The organism is Yersinia sp. 1652 StPb PI, from assembly GCF_041538345.1.
GTDB classification, from domain to species: domain Bacteria; phylum Pseudomonadota; class Gammaproteobacteria; order Enterobacterales; family Enterobacteriaceae; genus Yersinia; species Yersinia enterocolitica_E.
The window spans coordinates 893,157-910,344 of the sequence record NZ_JAULSM010000001.1; the positions used below are offsets into that span (position 1 = coordinate 893,157).

Consider the following 17,188-nt stretch of genomic DNA (forward strand, 5'->3'; position numbering starts at 1 on the left):
TTTATTCCTCGGCTCCGGCGTGAGCGGCGTGTTCGCCCATATCCATGCCCTGGCTCATATCCATACCTGAATGGGTATCATCGCCTTTCTGGTGCATGTTCATATCGCCCATAAACTTGCCAATAATTCCTTTAAACAGCTCCGGTTTAACACTGGAGAAATACTCAACCGGGTTATTTTCGCTCGGTTCAGCCAGTTTATTGAAATCGTCAGTGGTATTCAGGGTGTTCGGCGATTTTTTCACCTGTGCGACCCACTGGTTGAACTCTTCCTGCGTCGGTGTTGCGATTGCAGTGAATTTCATACCAGAGAAGCCTTTGCCACTGAAGCTACTGGAAATACCATTATATTTACCAGGTTCGTTAGCAATCAGATGCAGTTTGGTTTGCATCCCGGCCATCGCATAAATCTGCCCGCCTAACTGAGGGATAAAGAACGAGTTCATTACTGAGTTAGAAGTGATTTTGAAATTCACCGGAACGTCAGTAGGGAAGGCCAGTTCATTAACTGTAGCAATACCTTGTTCTGGATAGATAAACAGCCATTTCCAGTCAAGGGAAACCACTTCAATAGTGATCGGTTCTTTACCAGCCACTACGATAGGTTTGAACGGGTCAAGTTCGTGGGAGGTTTTCCAGGTTATCGTCGCCAAAATAGCGATGATAATGATTGGAACAGCCCAGACAACAAGCTCAATTTTGTTGGAATGGGACCAGTTGGGGGTGTAGGTCGCACTTTTGTTGGACGCGCGGAACTTCCATGCAAAAGCAAACGCCATAAAAATAACCGGAACTACGACGATCAACATTAAACCGATAGCAGTAAGTATCAGTGTTTTTTGTTCGACTCCGATTGCGCCTTTGGGGTTCATCAATGCCATATCGCAACCACTGAGCATTACAGTGGCTGCAAATAAAGACAACATACCCATATTTTTAATGTATTTCTTAAGTCTCATCTAACGACCTCAATTACAAAAGGGCTCTATTGTCGTTTCATGTGTGCGGGCATTTTACGGGAAGGTTGCAAGACTGTAAACATGCTTAAGATTGTGTCAGCGGCTTGTTGACACTTTATGTTAAGGGGGTCACAGATGTTGCCTTGCGTGGTAATTTACTAATAGCAACAATATGTTGGCGGTGGGACATAGTTGCCAGACTGCGGATGTTAAGGAAAAACAACAGTAATTAGCCTTTTACTCATGGGAAATACTGATTTTAAATTCGTAGATAGACTTATTTTGTGTAAATAATATGTGGTGTAAAAGTAAATTAAAATATATTCCGAGGTGATCTAAATAGCCACCTCGGAATCATTTAGCTAGAAATTATATTTAATAGAGTAAATGATAGCATCTTGTAAAAAGTCTTCCCCCAACTTGTTATAAGCATAGCGGTACTGAATACCGGTGGTAAATTGCTTAACCGGTGTCCACCACAGTGAAATGGCACCATTCACACCGTTACGGCCGCCATTGCCTGCGGCATAGCGTTCTGCACGGTTGAATTCAAGCTCGTTCCAGTTGGTAATACTGAATTTTTCATCAAACGCGGTGAAGTCATAACCTGCAACCCAACCCACCACATAACCGTTATTACCTGAATAATAGGTTTGATCAACATAATGTAATGCCACGAAAGGCTTCATCCACACGCCCGCTAGCGTTGCGTTATAGCCGACACCGTACAGGGTGTTCACTTCGTGGAAGTTACTGTAATCATTACCTTCAGCACTCGGTAGTGAGTAAGTACCATAGACGTGACCGTACAGATTGAAACCGGTATCACCTAAATAGTAGCGGCCAGTAGTTTTAAAGGTGTAGCGCTGATTATCACCGGGTTGTGCTGTTTTTGAATTAAATGGGTTTTCTAGATCAAAGAAACCATAGACCTCCCCCCAGCTATAACCTGCCCCCCCTTCTAACTCGATATAAGCGAAGTCATCTTTATGTGATGAACCCCCTGATTTATGCGTAGTGCTTCGGGTCCAGTCAAGATAGTTCATGCTGATATTACCAAAACCCCACTGGTATTCAGCTTGGGCAACTGGAGCCAAAGTGACTGTTGTCAGCGCGAGCGCACCGATAAGAATTTTACGCATAAATGCCTCTGTGTAGTTGAAAGATGTCAGGGGAAACAAAAGGACACAGTCCTTAACAAAAAGTGCGCTCATCATAGTCCCACAGCACGAAAGGATAAATAGTTGAAAGTGATGCGGATCACATTTTGTGAATAACAATGTGCAACTGTTACTTAAATATGTGACTCATATCAATAAGTGAGCAGGGAAGGATTCAGGTGGCTTATTTTACTGGCATAAAAAAGGCCGGTATAAGTACCGGCCTTTGTCATCTAATGCAGTTTATTAGGCTAATTTTTCGCGCCTGAGTGCCAGATAATCTAATACTCCACCCAGAAGCATCCCGACGACGCTGAGCTGAATACCGCGTAACAACAACATATCAGCTACGTGTGGGGCGGCGGTCCAATCCAATGCGTTACTTATCAGTAAAATTAGCCATATAGCTAACAAGATGCAGCCAACCGTCAACAAGCGTAGCGCCCAGCGATAAGCGGTTTTAAAAGCAGTTCGAGGCATAAATTCATCAGTTCTCTGGGTGTGCTCCAGCGTTTGGCGACAAATATACAGCAGGAATAGGCCTGGAATGGCTGCCGCAATAGAGAATAGATAGAACAATGGCCAGCCATGTGTTTCAACAAACCATCCAGCAATCGGGCCAACATAAACGCGCCCAACGGCGGACAGCGCTGATAACAGGGCAAATTGTGTCGCGGAGAATGACTTGTTACACAGTGTCATCAGCAATGCGACAAAGGCCGCAGTTCCCATGCCACCACACAGATTCTCCAGGAAGATGGCACTGCCCATGGAGAAGATATTCTTGTCAGTGATGGATAACAGCCAATAACCCACATTCGAGATAGCTTGTAAAATACCGAATATCATCAACGCGCGGAACAAGCTCAGGCGTTGCATTAACAGGCCGCCATACAGTGCGCCAATAATTGTTGCAATCAGTCCTAATGATTTATTCACCAACCCGACTTCACCGGCATCAAACCCAACACCACGGATCAGAAAACTGGTACTCAAACTCGCGGCAAAGGCATCGCCCATTTTGTACAACACAATTAACAACAGAATCAGCCATGCATTGTTGCGGCCAAAGAAATCACGCAATGGGGCGACGATCGCCTGTTCCAACGTTTTTGGTGGCGCGATACGGATATCAGGTTCAGGAGCCAATAAGGTAGCAAACACCCCAATTAACATTAACCCGGCCATTAACCAGTAAGTGGATTGCCAGCCAAGATAGCGATCCGCTATCCATAGCGCCAGCCCGCCAGATACCAGCATTGCGAGACGATAACCCAGCACGGAAACTGCGGCACCAGTACCGCGCTCTTCTGCGGTGAGCAAGTCGGTTTTATAGGCATCAAAAACAATATCTTGCGATGCCGAACAGAAGGCGACCAACACGGCGATTGCCGCCAACCACCATAAATGCTTCGCAGGCTCCATAAAGCCCATGGCAATAATCGCGGCGATTAAAAACAGTTGGCTTATCACCAACCAACCGCGCCGACGGCCAAGAAACGAGGGAGTGTAGCGGTCCATCAAGGGGGACCAGAGGAACTTGAAGACGTAGGCCTGACCAACCAGAGAGAAGATACCAATGGTTTTCAGATCGACGTTCTCAACCGTCATCCATGCTTGCAGCGTACCACCGGTAAGGGCCAAAGGAAGGCCGGAAGCAAACCCCAACAACAGAAGAATAAGGGAGTTACGTTGGGTAAAAAGGTTTGAATAGCGATTGGGCATGTGAGACCTACATGCTCTGCCCCAAGGTCGGGGCAAAGCATTCTGTTAAGCAGTAATAATGATATTAAGCAAACAACCGATTAGCGGGCATTTTGTTTGATAAAGCCGCTGACGCTAGTATCTTGCGCCATATCTGCAATAACATCGCTCAACACAGTATTAACGGCATTGGTGATTTTTTCGTTAGTTGCAGTAAATGCGCCCTGAACGTTGTAGCTGGCACGGTAGTTTTTAACCTGTTTATTACCATTTTTTGCGGTCGCAGTAATGGAAATATCCGCTTTAGTGGTGATGTTGTAGCGCAGGTTACCTTCCTGTACATCGGCAAACAGTTGGTTTACTACAATCTGCAAATCAACTGGAGCATCGGTACCAATCATATAGCCACGAGCAGTCATCTGTTTTTCCAACACTTCCTGTAACAGGAAACGCAGGTCACGGGATGGGGTTAATACCACCAGTTGGCCTTCACGATTTACTTTAGCCAGTGCAGCATCTTGACGCTGGTCTGCACCATTAATGCTGATAGTAATCCCCATCAGAGTTGGATCTTGCGGTGGTAATACCACCTTCGGGGTGACATTCAGAGTGTTGTTACTGGCAGCACAACCCGCCAGTATAAAAACAGCCAACAGCGGGAAAAGAATTTTCTTTAGCATGTTCACTTTCTCAATAGTTATGGAATTCTTTAATAATCAGAGCGGGATAGCTGCCATGTTATTTTGCGAATGTGCAGTCGCGCCATCATAGCACTGAGATTGGCTGGTGGAAGATCCTGATGTAGAGAAATTCAGCAAAAAAAGTGATTTTTCGCCCTGTGACCTTTCATTTTGCTTAAAGACCTTACAAGTAACCTTTTCCCCTGACTATCAGATTAGCCTTATACCTTAAATGAGCAGAAGGGAGATATTCGGGATATTTTGTATCTGAAATGTTATAAAACAGCGAAAATCAACTAATATTGCAGTAGATAGTGGGTTTGCAATAGATAGATAGTGGGCAGCTTTCTGCCTCAGCGGTAAGGAGAACATGATGATTTTGATTCGGGAACAAATTGAAGAAAAACTAAAAGCGGCATTTGAACCGGATCATTTGGAGGTGATTAATGAAAGTTATCGCCACAATGTTCCAGCCGGTTCTGAAAGTCATTTTAAAATTGTGATCGTCAGCGATAAATTTCAAGATCAGCGCTTTCTCAGCCGCCATCGTGCGATTTATAGTGTGTTGGCTGATGAGCTGGCCGGCACTGTTCATGCATTGGCCTTACATACCTACACGCTGAAAGAGTGGGCGGGGTTACAAGACACGGTACCAACTTCTCCATCTTGTCGTGGCGCAGGTACATTGGCTTAGCAGGTACATTGGCTTAAGTGACAGTATTAATCCAAAACAGGCTGGATAACAGTAGTAATTCCGGCCTGATTTAGGGTATTAGTAGGTGAGAATTTAGCAAGCGGCCTCAGGGCCGTTTGTGTTTCTGTATAGGCGACACCTTTATTTCCTTAGTGCGCCACAGGAGTTTTAGCCGAAGGAACGATTCACGCGTGAATTTTACCGCGACAACATTCGCTTGCTTTCCTCGACTCATAACCTGTGCGCCGCTATAATGTCGCGTCTTATTTTTCCGGAATGGTTTCGGGACGCTTCTGACATCTGGGATACTCGGTTCTGTATAATGCGGCCGTCCCGGTTCTTAGAGGGTGTTTTCAGAGTTAGCATCATTCCTGAAAGGGTAATGGTGCTGCTTTGTTTGCAGCTTCTGGAGTTGACCGAGCACTGTGATTTTTTTGAGGTAACAAGATGCAAGTTTCTGTTGAAACCACTCAAGGCCTTGGCCGCCGTGTAACAATTACTGTTGCTGCTGACAGCATTGAGAAAGCAGTAAAAAGCGAATTAGTGAAAGCCGCTAAAAGTGTTCGTATCGACGGTTTCCGTAAAGGCCATGTGCCGATGAACATCGTTGAACAGCGTTACGGCGCATCTGTTCGCCAGGATGTTCTGGGTGACCTGATGCAACGTAATTTCGTTGATGCGATCATTAAAGAAAAAATCAACCCAGCTGGCGCACCAAACTATGTGCCTGGTGAATTCAAGCAGGGCGAAGATTTTACTTATTCCGTTGAGTTTGAAGTGTACCCAGAAGTTGAGCTGAAAGATCTGGAAAGCATTGAAGTAGAAAAGCCAGTTGTTGAAGTAAACGACGCTGACGTTGATACCATGCTGGAAACTCTGCGTAAGCAACAAGCTACCTGGAAAGAAACTGACGCTGCTGCGACTGCAGAAGATCGCGCAACTCTGGATTTCACCGGCTCTATCGACGGTGAAGAGTTTGAAGGTGGTAAAGCGTCTGATTTCGTACTGGCAATGGGCCAGGGTCGTATGATCCCAGGTTTCGAAGAAGGTGTTATCGGCCATAAAGCCGGTGAAGAATTCACCATCGACGTAAACTTCCCAGAAGATTACCACGCAGAAAACCTGAAAGGTAAATCAGCTAAATTTGACATCGTGTTGAAGAAAGTTGAAGTGCGTGAGCTGCCAGAACTGACTGAAGAATTCATCAAGCGTTTCGGTGTTGCTGATGGTTCAGTAGCAGGTCTGCGTGCTGAAGTGCGCAAAAACATGGAGCGTGAGCTGAAAGGCGCAGTGCGCAACCGTGTTAAAACTCAGGCAATTGACGGCCTGGTCAGCGCTAACGAAATTGACGTTCCAGCGGCACTGGTTGAAGGTGAAATCGACGTTCTGCGCCGTCAGGCTGCACAGCGTTTTGGTGGTAACGAGAAACAAGCTGCTGAACTGCCACGTGAATTGTTCGAAGAACAAGCTAAACGTCGCGTAGTTGTTGGTTTGTTGCTGGGCGAAGTTATCAGCCAGCACGAGCTGAAAGCGGATGAAGATCGCGTTAAAGCACTGATCGAAGAAATGGCATCTGCTTACGAAGATCCACAAGAAGTGATTGAGTTCTACAGCAAAAATAAAGAGCTGATGAACAATATGCGTAACGTTGCTCTGGAAGAACAAGCAGTAGAAACACTGCTGGCTAAAGCCAAAGTAACTGAAAAACCAACTACCTTCAGTGAACTGATGAATCAGACCACTGCTGCGTAATGTTTTTTAGCGCATCAAGCTGGATGTAATATATCGCCAAAAAATTGGCGTTGCAGGTAGGTTGCAATTGAACAAATACCGATGAGCTAAAGCAGTAAAGTGATTCGGGTGAGTGTCGGTAGCTGGCACTCTGCAACTCCTGATACAAAGGGTATATCCGGTTTTTTGACTGATTAAGCCCGTAGCCTTTGGCTACGGGCTTTTCTTTTTGTAACAATAATCACTCAATAGTATGATTAATCTGGCATGTTTCGCCCTAATCTGCGCTATATTTGAAAAGTGAAATGCAATACTTAACAGATGAACAATCAATAGAGCGTCAGGATTACGGCAAAGATAATGAGCGTCCGCTTGGTTAAAAAAAAGTGCTCAGGGGCTTGAAAAAGACGATTAATCCCCCAATTAACCTAACAGACGTTCATATAAGATGTTAATGAAACACTGGCTGATTACCACCGTCGAATGTGTCTGGGTAACCAGACGGCTTGCACGCGACCTTGATGCATGAACATAGTCATCATTACTTATCTCAAGTAGAATCGGTTATGAATGGCGCCAAAGTAAATTCTATTAGGAGACGGTAATGTCATACAGTGGCGAACGAGATCAATTTGCACCTAACATGGCTCTGGTGCCAATGGTGGTTGAGCAGACTTCACGTGGGGAGCGTTCTTACGATATCTTCTCCCGTCTGTTAAAAGAGCGCATTATTTTCCTGACCGGTCAGGTTGAAGACCATATGGCCAACCTGATTACGGCACAGATGCTGTTTCTGGAAGCAGAAAATCCAGAAAAAGACATCTTTTTGTATATCAATTCACCAGGCGGGGTGATCACTGCTGGGATGTCAATTTATGACACCATGCAATTCATTAAACCTGATGTCAGCACTATCTGTATGGGCCAGGCATGTTCAATGGGTGCGTTCCTGTTGACTGCGGGTGCTAAGGGTAAACGTTTCTGCTTGCCGAATTCACGGGTAATGATTCACCAACCGTTGGGCGGTTTCCAGGGGCAGGCGACAGATATTGAAATTCATGCCAGAGAGATTTTAAAAGTGAAATCGCGCATGAATGAACTGATGGCACTTCACACGGGAAAATCTCTTGAAGAAATAGAGAGAGACACTGAACGTGACCGTTTCTTGTCGGCTGAAGAGGCTGTAGGATACGGATTAGTTGATTCCGTGTTCACCCGTCGTGACTAACGACTTATTTCTGTGAGCCGATATACTATAGTGTATGTAAATAGAACAAATCGTGTAATCGAACAGTTGTATTGCACATTGTTCACTAACTACCCGATATATCGGCTGTCCGCTGAAGGTTAGCGCGGCGTCCAGCAATAGCGAGAATAGTCTCCCTGCCACCATAGTTTCGGGTGTGGCAGATACTGAAGAAGAGGTTTACTGATGACAGATAAGCGCAAAGACGGTTCTGGAAAGCTGCTGTATTGCTCTTTCTGCGGCAAAAGCCAGCATGAAGTGCGTAAGCTAATTGCCGGGCCGTCAGTGTATATCTGCGATGAATGTGTCGATTTGTGTAACGACATTATTCGCGAAGAGATCAAAGAAGTTGCCCCGCATCGGGAGCGCAGTTCGCTGCCTACGCCGCACGAAATCCGCCATCACCTGGATGATTATGTCATCGGTCAGGAACCGGCGAAAAAAGTGTTGGCAGTTGCGGTATACAACCACTATAAGCGTTTGCGCAATGGTGATACCAGTAATGGTATCGAACTGGGCAAAAGTAATATTCTACTGATTGGCCCAACCGGTAGTGGTAAAACACTGTTGGCAGAGACATTGGCTCGTTTCCTGGATGTGCCGTTTACCATGGCAGATGCGACCACGCTAACTGAAGCAGGTTACGTGGGCGAAGATGTTGAAAACATCATTCAGAAGTTATTGCAGAAATGTGATTACGACGTGCAGAAAGCGCAACGTGGTATCGTCTATATCGATGAAATTGATAAAATTTCACGTAAGTCTGATAACCCGTCTATCACGCGTGACGTCTCGGGTGAAGGTGTGCAGCAGGCCCTGTTGAAATTGATTGAAGGGACGATTGCTGCCGTACCACCACAAGGTGGCCGTAAGCATCCGCAGCAGGAGTTTTTGCAGGTTGATACCTCTAAAATTCTGTTTATCTGTGGTGGTGCTTTCGCCGGCCTGGACAAAGTTATCGGGCAGCGCATTAACACCGGAACGGGTATCGGTTTCGGGGCTACGGTAAAAGGCAAGTCAGAAAAAGCAACCGAAGGCGAGTTGTTGAGTCAGGCTGAGCCAGAAGATTTAATTAAATTCGGCTTGATCCCTGAATTTATTGGCCGTTTACCGGTAGTTGCAACACTGAGTGAATTGAGTGAAGACGCGCTGATTCAGATCCTGAAAGAACCGAAAAACGCACTGACCAAACAGTATCAGGCGTTGTTCAATCTCGAAGGTGTGGAGCTTGAGTTCCGCGATGAAGCGTTGACTGCAATCGCCAAGAAAGCGATGGCGCGTAAAACAGGTGCTCGTGGCCTGCGTTCTATCGTAGAGGGCGCATTGCTAGATACCATGTACGATTTACCGTCAATGGACAGTGTGGAGAAAGTGGTGGTAGATGAGTCAGTTATTGCTGGCCAATCTGCGCCGATGCTGATTTATGGCCAACCGGAAGCCCAAGCTTCTGGCGAATAATTAGCCAAATAATCCAGATGGTTAGTATGACAATGGGGGATTTTATCCCCCATTTCTTTTTCCTCGCATTGTAATCGTTGAATGTAAGACATTCGTCCCCATATACTCAATTACCTATTTAGTGAAACTCGTGATGACTCGTGTTTCACGAGATTCCCAGTAATCTGGCGGAAGCTAAACTAAGAGAGAGCTCTATGAACCCTGAGCGTTCCGAACGCATAGAAATCCCCGTATTGCCTCTGCGCGATGTGGTGGTTTATCCGCATATGGTGATCCCACTGTTTGTTGGCCGGGAAAAGTCGATTCGGTGCCTGGAAGCGGCAATGGACCATGATAAAAAAATCATGCTGGTTGCGCAGAAAGAAGCTTCGACTGATGAGCCTGGTATCAACGATCTGTTTTCAGTAGGCACTGTAGCCTCGATTTTACAAATGCTGAAGTTACCTGATGGCACGGTCAAAGTGCTGGTTGAAGGGCTACAGCGTGCGCGTATTACCACGCTTTCCGACAGCGGTGAGCATTTTGCTGCTCAGGCAGAATATCTTGAATCGCCAGTGATGGACGATCGTGAACAAGAAGTATTGGTTCGCACGGCGATTAATCAGTTTGAAGGCTATATCAAACTGAATAAAAAGATCCCACCAGAAGTGCTGGCTTCACTGCACAGCATTGATGATGCAGCACGTCTTGCGGATACTATCGCGGCACATATGCCGTTGAAGTTAAATGATAAACAGGCTGTTCTGGAGATGTTCGATGTCACCGAACGTCTGGAGTACCTGATGGCGATGATGGAATCAGAAATCGATCTGTTACAGGTTGAAAAACGGATTCGTAATCGCGTCAAAAAACAGATGGAAAAGAGCCAGCGCGAGTACTATCTGAACGAGCAAATGAAGGCCATTCAGAAAGAACTGGGCGAGATGGACGATACGCCGGATGAGCACGAAGCGCTGAAGCGTAAAATCGAAGCGGCCAAAATGCCGAAAGATGCACGTGAAAAAACCGAAGCTGAGCTGCAAAAACTGAAAATGATGTCACCGATGTCTGCGGAAGCAACCGTAGTACGTGGTTATATTGATTGGATGTTGCAGGTGCCTTGGAACAGCCGCAGTAAAGTTAAAAAAGACTTGGTAAAAGCGCAGGAAGTTCTGGATACCGATCACTACGGTTTGGAACGAGTTAAAGATCGTATTTTAGAATACCTCGCAGTACAGAGCCGTGTTAGCAAGATTAAAGGACCAATCCTGTGCCTGGTAGGGCCTCCTGGGGTGGGTAAAACCTCTCTGGGGCAATCTATTGCTCGTGCTACTGGCCGCCAGTATGTCCGTATGGCGCTGGGTGGGGTGCGTGATGAAGCGGAAATCCGTGGTCATCGCCGCACCTATATCGGTTCTATGCCGGGTAAATTGATCCAGAAGATGGCGAAAGTTGGGGTGAAGAACCCACTCTTCCTGTTGGATGAGATTGATAAGATGGCGTCCGATATGCGCGGTGATCCTGCGTCAGCACTGCTGGAGGTTTTGGACCCAGAACAAAACGTTGCATTCAACGATCACTATCTGGAAGTGGATTATGATCTGTCGGATGTCATGTTCGTTGCCACCTCCAACTCCATGAATATTCCAGCGCCGTTGCTGGATCGTATGGAAGTTATTCGCCTGTCCGGTTATACCGAAGATGAGAAACTCAATATTGCCAAGCAGCATCTGTTGCCGAAACAGTTTGAGCGCAACGCCATTAAGAAAGGTGAACTGACCATCGATGACAGTGCCATTATGAGCATTATCCGTTATTACACCCGTGAAGCTGGGGTGCGTAGTCTGGAGCGTGAAATCTCCAAACTGTGCCGTAAAGCAGTAAAAAATCTGCTGATGGATAAAACGGTTAAGCACATCGAAATCAACGGTGACAACCTGAAAGACTTCTTAGGTGTGCAGAAGGTCGATTATGGACGAGCTGATACTGAGAATCGTGTAGGTCAAGTGACCGGGCTGGCATGGACGGAAGTGGGTGGTGACTTACTGACTATTGAGACTGCATGCGTTCCGGGCAAAGGCAAGCTGACTTACACCGGCTCGCTGGGTGAAGTGATGCAAGAATCAATTCAGGCGGCACTGACAGTGGTACGTGCGCGCGCAGATAAATTAGGTATTAACCCTGATTTCTACGAAAAACGCGATATCCATGTGCATGTGCCTGAAGGTGCGACGCCGAAAGATGGCCCGAGTGCAGGTATTGCTATGTGTACCGCGCTGGTTTCTTGTCTGACCGGTAACCCAGTGCGCGCGGATGTGGCGATGACCGGTGAAATCACCTTGCGTGGTTTAGTATTGCCAATCGGCGGTTTGAAAGAGAAATTGCTGGCAGCTCACCGTGGCGGGATCAAAATTGTGCTGATTCCCGAGGATAACAAACGTGATTTGGAAGAGATCCCAGACAATGTTATCGCTGATCTGGAGATTCATCCGGTTAAACTAATTGATGATGTTTTAGCCATCGCGTTGCAAAATCCAGCCTTCGGGGCACAGCCGGTAGCGTCAAAATAGTGACGGATCGCAAGAAGTATTGATAAAACTGATGCTGGTAAGTGAAATGCTACTTGCCAGCTATTTTTTGTGCCGCTAAGTTAGTTCGTCTGTCCGACAAAAGTTTATGCCTTTGGGCTGCTTGCCAAGGTTGGATAGGATTGATATAACAGCTGCGCTGTCGTGTTGTCCGTAGGGATTTTCGGCGCGACGATAGAATTCTAAAGGGGATGAAAGAGTGAATAAGTCACAACTGATCGACAAAATTGCCGCAGGTGCAGATATTTCCAAAGCGGCCGCTGGGCGCGCGTTAGATGCAATTATTGCTTCTGTTACTGAATCTTTGAAAGAAGGGGATGATGTAGCTCTGGTTGGTTTTGGTACTTTTGCAGTACGTGAGCGTTCTGCACGTACTGGCCGCAACCCTCAGACAGGCAAAGAAATCAGTATTCCTGCTGCTAAAGTACCAGGCTTCCGTGCCGGTAAAGGCTTGAAAGACGCAGTAAACTGATTGCCGCGTCAATTCTCATCTGCGCGTATACCCAAAGGAAATGAAGTAGCAGCCAGGTTGTAAGCGAACGAATACCGATGAGTCTGCTCAGGTCAGCGATTCGGGTTAGTGAAAGTAGCGGGCACCTGTGCCACTTCAAGTACCAAGGGTATATATTGTTTGTGTTAAACAATAACCTGACGCAGTTGAGCTGGTAAGGTAAGATACAAGGCGCATCGTTAATGATGCGCTTTTTTTTCGCTTAGGCAGTTGAACTGGCTGAGCGCTAAACGGGGGTAAAATGTTAGTCTGACGAGAGAATATCAGCGACCCGTTTAGAGCAAAAATAGGCAGTAACAAATAGAGTAAGCAGTTTAACGCGCAGCAGCACGAAGGGCTGTCGCAAGGAATGCTGGGTTTATTTAGACCTGCGCAACAGTTTTAATCCATATTACAGCGGAGTATTGTCACATTATGATGGACAATTTACGCGCGGCTGCTAATAACGTCGTGCTCAAAATCATTCTGGCCTTGATCATGTTGTCCTTTATCCTGACCGGGGTTGGCAGCTATCTGATTGGCGGTTCCAACGACTTCGCAGCCAAAGTTAATGGCCAAGAGATTAGTCGTGCTCAGTTAGAACAGGCTGTACAGAGTGAGCGTGGCCGCTTGCAGCAGCAATTAGGTGAACAATTCTCCGCACTGGCCGCAAATGAAGGCTACATGCTGCAATTACGCCAGCAGGTATTGGGGCAGTTGGTCAACAACATGTTGCTTGACCAGTACGCCAAAAAACTGGGCCTGACTGCTAGCGACGAACAAGTTAAAGATGCCATCCGTCAGGCACCTTATTTCCAGACCGATAATAAGTTCGATAACAACAAATATCTCGAACTGGTTAATCGGATGGGCTACACCCCTGATCAATTCGCGCAATTACAGCGTCAACAGCTCATTAATCAACAATTGCTGCAAGCGTTTGGCGATACTGGCTTTGTTCTGCCTATCGAAGCACAGGCGATGTCAGAGCTGATTTTGCAGCAACGTGAAGTTCGTCTGGCGACAGTTGACCTCAAAGCCCTTCAGGCACAGCAGAAAGTCACTGATGAAGAGCTGCAAGCCTACTACGACCAGAACAAGAATAGCTTCATTGCACCGGAACAGATGAAAGTCAGTTTCATTACGATGGATGCTGCCGCGATGCAGGACAAAATCACGGTCACCGAGGAAGATATCGCGGCGTATTATGAACTGCATAAAAGCAGCTATACCCAGCCGGAACAACGCAACTACAGTGTGATTCAGTTTAAAACTGAAGCTGAAGCCAAAGCGGCGTTAGAGGAGCTGAAAAAAGGTGCTGATTTTGCTGCGATGGCAAAAGAGAAATCTACCGATATCATTTCCCGCAAAAATGGGGGTGAACTGGGGTGGTTGGAACCAGAAACTACGGCTGATGAACTGAAACAAGCGAATCTGACCGAGAAGGGCCAACTGTCTGATGTGGTTAAATCTTCGGTGGGTTATCTGGTTGTTCGCTTAAATGACATCAAACCTGCCCTGGTTAAACCTTTGTCAGAAGTGCATGATGCACTGGCAAAACAAGTTAAGCAGGAAAAAGCCGTTGACGCTTACTACGCGTTACAGCAAAAGGTCAGTGAAGCCGCTACCAGTGATAACGAATCTCTAGCCTCAGCGGAAGAAGCAGCAGGCGCTAAAGCTAAGCAAACCGGCTGGTTTACTCGCGACGCAGTACCTGCTGAGGTTAACTTCAAACCGGTTGTACAGGCAATCTTTGACGGTGGCCTGGTCGGTGAGAATGGTGCGCCAGGTAGTAATTCAGATGTAATCACTGTTGACGGCGACCGTGCTTTTGTTATCCGCATTGATGCTCATAAACCTGAAGGTATTCAACCATTTGATCAAGTACGCGATCAGGTTGCTGAGTTGGTGAAACGTCAGAAAGCAGAACAATTGGCACGTGTTGATGGTGAGAAACTCCTGACTGCACTGAAACAAGGTAAAGGCGAAGAGGCGATGAAAGCCGCTGGTATCAGCTTTGGCGAGAAGAAAACCTTGTCACGCGCACCAGACGATGATCAATTAGTGCAGACTATTTTTGCCTTGCCTCATCCGCAGAAAGATCAGTCGGTTTATGGCTTATCCCAGGATCGTCAAGACAACATCGTACTGATCGAACTGCTATCAGTAACTCCGGGTAAATTGCCGGAAGGCGAGATGAAGACCTTTAGCGCTAAAATGCTAGAAGGGTCAAGCGGTGTGACTTTTGATGCATTGATGGCAAATCTGCACAAACAGGCAACCATTAAGATGGGTCCAGCGGAGCAACAGCAGCCGCAATAAAACCATAATTGCCATGAGTCTCGCATACATCTGCAACTCGATGTAATAAAGAAAGGTCGCTTTGGCGACCTTTCGCATATCTGAAATCTACCCTTTGTGATGAATCGGAGGTTGCGGCAAGGTAGTCATGCTGTCAAACACAAGGAGGATACAGCATGAAATTCATAGGAAAATTATTTGTTATAACCGCATTGTTCGCAGGTCTGAATATCCAGCAGGTCGTTTTTGCCGCTCCCGTCAGCCCTACGAGTACGACTCAGAATAAAGACCTCAATTCGCAAAGCCATACTCCAATAAATAGCCAGCTAAAAGCAGGCTCTTCGCCTGCCAAAGTGGCGGATAAGACGAATGCAACGGCAACAACCACAGCTGGCAGCTCAACGGACAGTGCATATAGCCAAATCAATATTAATAGTGCTAATGCGGAACAGTTGGCCCAGTTCCTGAGCGGAATTGGCAGGAAGAAGGCAGAGGCCATCGTTAATTATCGCGAGCAGTTCGGCCCTTTTACTGATGTTGAGCAGTTACTCGAAGTTCCAGGTATTGGCCCCTCGTTTTTAGAGAGAAACAATACCAAGCTTACAATGTAACTTTAGTTGGTGATGGGGATGTGCTGTGGTCAGACAGATACCAGTGACTATTTTCACCACAAAGAATCCCCATCTTTTCATAATGTAAGTCGCAGTAGCAGAGGGAAACTGTGATTTCGCTCTAGATTATATCGTAAGCATGCGATGAAGTGATTTCCCTCTGCTAATCTTGCTATGAGGTCGTACCAGTTGTGCGGGTACTCTCTTGCCAACGCTATTTTACTGCCGAAGGTACATAATTTTTATTCACTGTCTGGAGAAGCTCGCTGTCATGCATACTCATATTAAAGTCCGGGGTTTTCATATTGATGTTTTCCAACATGTTAATAATGCCCGCTACTTAGAGTTTCTCGAAGAAGCGCGTTGGGAATGGCTTGATGGGGAGCCAGCAGCGCAATGGATGGCTGAAAACCAAATCGCTTTTATCGTGGTTAATATCAATATCAACTACCGTCGGCCTGCGGTATTGGGGGATCTGCTACGAATCGATAGCCAGTTATTAAAGCTAAACGGTAAAAGTGGTGTGATGAAACAGACTGTCACGCTAGAGCCTGAATCTATTCCGGTGGCAGATGCAGAACTAACGTTTGCCTGTATCGATCTGCGTAGTCAGAGAGCATTGCCCATTGAGGGAGAGCTAAGGGAAAAACTGGACGAGTTTGTCAATCGAGGTATTACAGGATAACTCGGCTTTGTTGCCGGGGAGGGATATTTTCCCCGAATATCTGGTTAAATGTGCAATGGCCGCGATATACCTCGCTCTGATGAGCGAGGTCACGATTAGAACAAGGCAATGGGTCGATTACAGTGGCTATCTGAGTGAACAATAATCAAGCTAGCCCGGTTTTTTGTTTCAAGCTCAATAACACTTTTGGCTTATTAGCAAGATAGAACGCCAGCCCTTTGGCTCGTAAATGGCAGGCAGCACATTGGCCGCAACCATCGCCTTGAATCCCATTGTAGCAAGTAAGTGTGTCGTGGCGGACCAGCTCGAGTTGCTGATAATAATCAGCTAGCGCCCAGGTTTCTGCTTTATCCAGCCACATTAAAGGGGTAACGAAAGCGATATCTCGGCCAATACCCAAATCGATTGCATGGTTGAGTGCCTTCACGAACTCATCCCGGCAATCAGGGTAGCCGGAGAAATCGGTCTCACAAACCCCGGTGATAACCGTCTGTGCTTGTACCTGATAAGCATAAATTGCGGCTAAGGTCAGGAATAGAATATTGCGACCAGGGACAAACGTACTGGGAACCGTATCGGCATCCTCTTCATCAAAAGAGGGGATAGGGATACTGTCTCGGGTCAGACTGCTCACCGCTAACTCATTGAGCATGCCAACATCTAGCACTTTGTGTGCTTTAGCACCAAGCTGCGTGGCAAGGGCGCGAGCAACATCAATTTCTGCGCGGTGACGCTGCCCATAATCGAATGTAATGCAGTGGACCTCATCATATTGCTGTAATGCTTGAATTAAACAGGTAGTGGAATCTTGCCCACCACTAAATACAACGACAGCGCGTTTCATACTGTGACCTCGTACGGCTGTGAGCCTCGAAAGAGCCAACCCACAGCAAAATAAAGAAT

General features: G+C 46.5%; 14 protein-coding genes. 9 read left to right on the plus strand and 5 right to left on the minus strand.

Annotation, left to right across the window (positions count from 1 at the left end):
- Position 1 precedes the first annotated feature (1 nt).
- The 4 genes from cyoA to Q2T71_RS03985 all read right to left on the minus strand — a co-directional run bounded on the left by cyoA (position 2) and on the right by Q2T71_RS03985 (position 4,502).
- A complete protein-coding gene (gene cyoA / locus Q2T71_RS03970; protein ID WP_083160033.1) occupies positions 2-958 on the minus strand; it encodes a cytochrome o ubiquinol oxidase subunit II in 957 nt (318 codons plus the stop codon).
- Positions 959-1,320: 362 nt separating this feature from the next.
- Positions 1,321-2,100 (minus strand): outer membrane protein OmpK, encoded by a 780-nt coding sequence (locus Q2T71_RS03975; RefSeq protein WP_372558193.1) that lies wholly within the window; start codon positions 2,098-2,100, stop codon positions 1,321-1,323.
- Between the two features lie 264 nt (positions 2,101-2,364).
- Complete coding sequence (ampG, locus tag Q2T71_RS03980; protein ID WP_372558194.1) at positions 2,365-3,843, minus strand: muropeptide MFS transporter AmpG; 1,479 nt, start codon at positions 3,841-3,843, stop codon at positions 2,365-2,367.
- Positions 3,844-3,923: 80 nt separating this feature from the next.
- Entirely contained in the window at positions 3,924-4,502 is a 579-nt protein-coding gene (locus Q2T71_RS03985; RefSeq protein WP_083160027.1) for a lipoprotein, read from the minus strand.
- A 373-nt stretch (positions 4,503-4,875) separates the two neighbouring features.
- Here Q2T71_RS03985 and bolA point away from each other — a divergent pair, with 373 nt between their 5' ends.
- The 9 genes from bolA (at position 4,876) to Q2T71_RS04030 (ending at position 16,285) form a co-directional block, all read left to right on the plus strand.
- The gene (gene bolA / locus Q2T71_RS03990) at positions 4,876-5,196 is read left to right on the plus strand and encodes a transcriptional regulator BolA (protein WP_372559839.1); all 321 of its coding nucleotides are present in this window, start codon (positions 4,876-4,878) and stop codon (positions 5,194-5,196) included.
- Positions 5,197-5,643: 447 nt separating this feature from the next.
- On the plus strand, positions 5,644-6,948 hold the full coding sequence (tig, locus tag Q2T71_RS03995) for a trigger factor (protein ID WP_083160023.1): 1,305 nt from the start codon (positions 5,644-5,646) through the stop codon (positions 6,946-6,948).
- A gap of 583 nt (positions 6,949-7,531) precedes the next feature.
- A complete protein-coding gene (clpP, locus tag Q2T71_RS04000) occupies positions 7,532-8,155 on the plus strand; it encodes an ATP-dependent Clp endopeptidase proteolytic subunit ClpP (protein ID WP_005272733.1) in 624 nt (207 codons plus the stop codon).
- 204 nt (positions 8,156-8,359) lie between these two features.
- Complete coding sequence (clpX, locus tag Q2T71_RS04005; RefSeq protein WP_004703362.1) at positions 8,360-9,631, plus strand: ATP-dependent protease ATP-binding subunit ClpX; 1,272 nt, start codon at positions 8,360-8,362, stop codon at positions 9,629-9,631.
- 194 nt (positions 9,632-9,825) lie between these two features.
- Entirely contained in the window at positions 9,826-12,180 is a 2,355-nt protein-coding gene (gene lon, locus Q2T71_RS04010) for an endopeptidase La (protein WP_005182204.1), read from the plus strand.
- A 217-nt stretch (positions 12,181-12,397) separates the two neighbouring features.
- Positions 12,398-12,670 (plus strand): nucleoid-associated protein HU-beta, encoded by a 273-nt coding sequence (gene hupB, locus Q2T71_RS04015; protein ID WP_004392663.1) that lies wholly within the window; start codon positions 12,398-12,400, stop codon positions 12,668-12,670.
- A 453-nt stretch (positions 12,671-13,123) separates the two neighbouring features.
- Entirely contained in the window at positions 13,124-15,010 is a 1,887-nt protein-coding gene (ppiD, locus tag Q2T71_RS04020; RefSeq protein ID WP_372558195.1) for a peptidylprolyl isomerase, read from the plus strand.
- A 155-nt stretch (positions 15,011-15,165) separates the two neighbouring features.
- Entirely contained in the window at positions 15,166-15,600 is a 435-nt protein-coding gene (locus Q2T71_RS04025; protein ID WP_372558196.1) for a ComEA family DNA-binding protein, read from the plus strand.
- 271 nt (positions 15,601-15,871) lie between these two features.
- Positions 15,872-16,285, plus strand: coding sequence for an acyl-CoA thioesterase (locus tag Q2T71_RS04030; protein WP_372558197.1), 414 nt, complete (start codon positions 15,872-15,874; stop codon positions 16,283-16,285).
- Between the two features lie 145 nt (positions 16,286-16,430).
- Here Q2T71_RS04030 and queC read toward each other — a convergent pair whose 3' ends face one another.
- A complete protein-coding gene (gene queC / locus Q2T71_RS04035; protein WP_372558198.1) occupies positions 16,431-17,129 on the minus strand; it encodes a 7-cyano-7-deazaguanine synthase QueC in 699 nt (232 codons plus the stop codon).
- Positions 17,130-17,188: the final 59 nt, after the last annotated feature.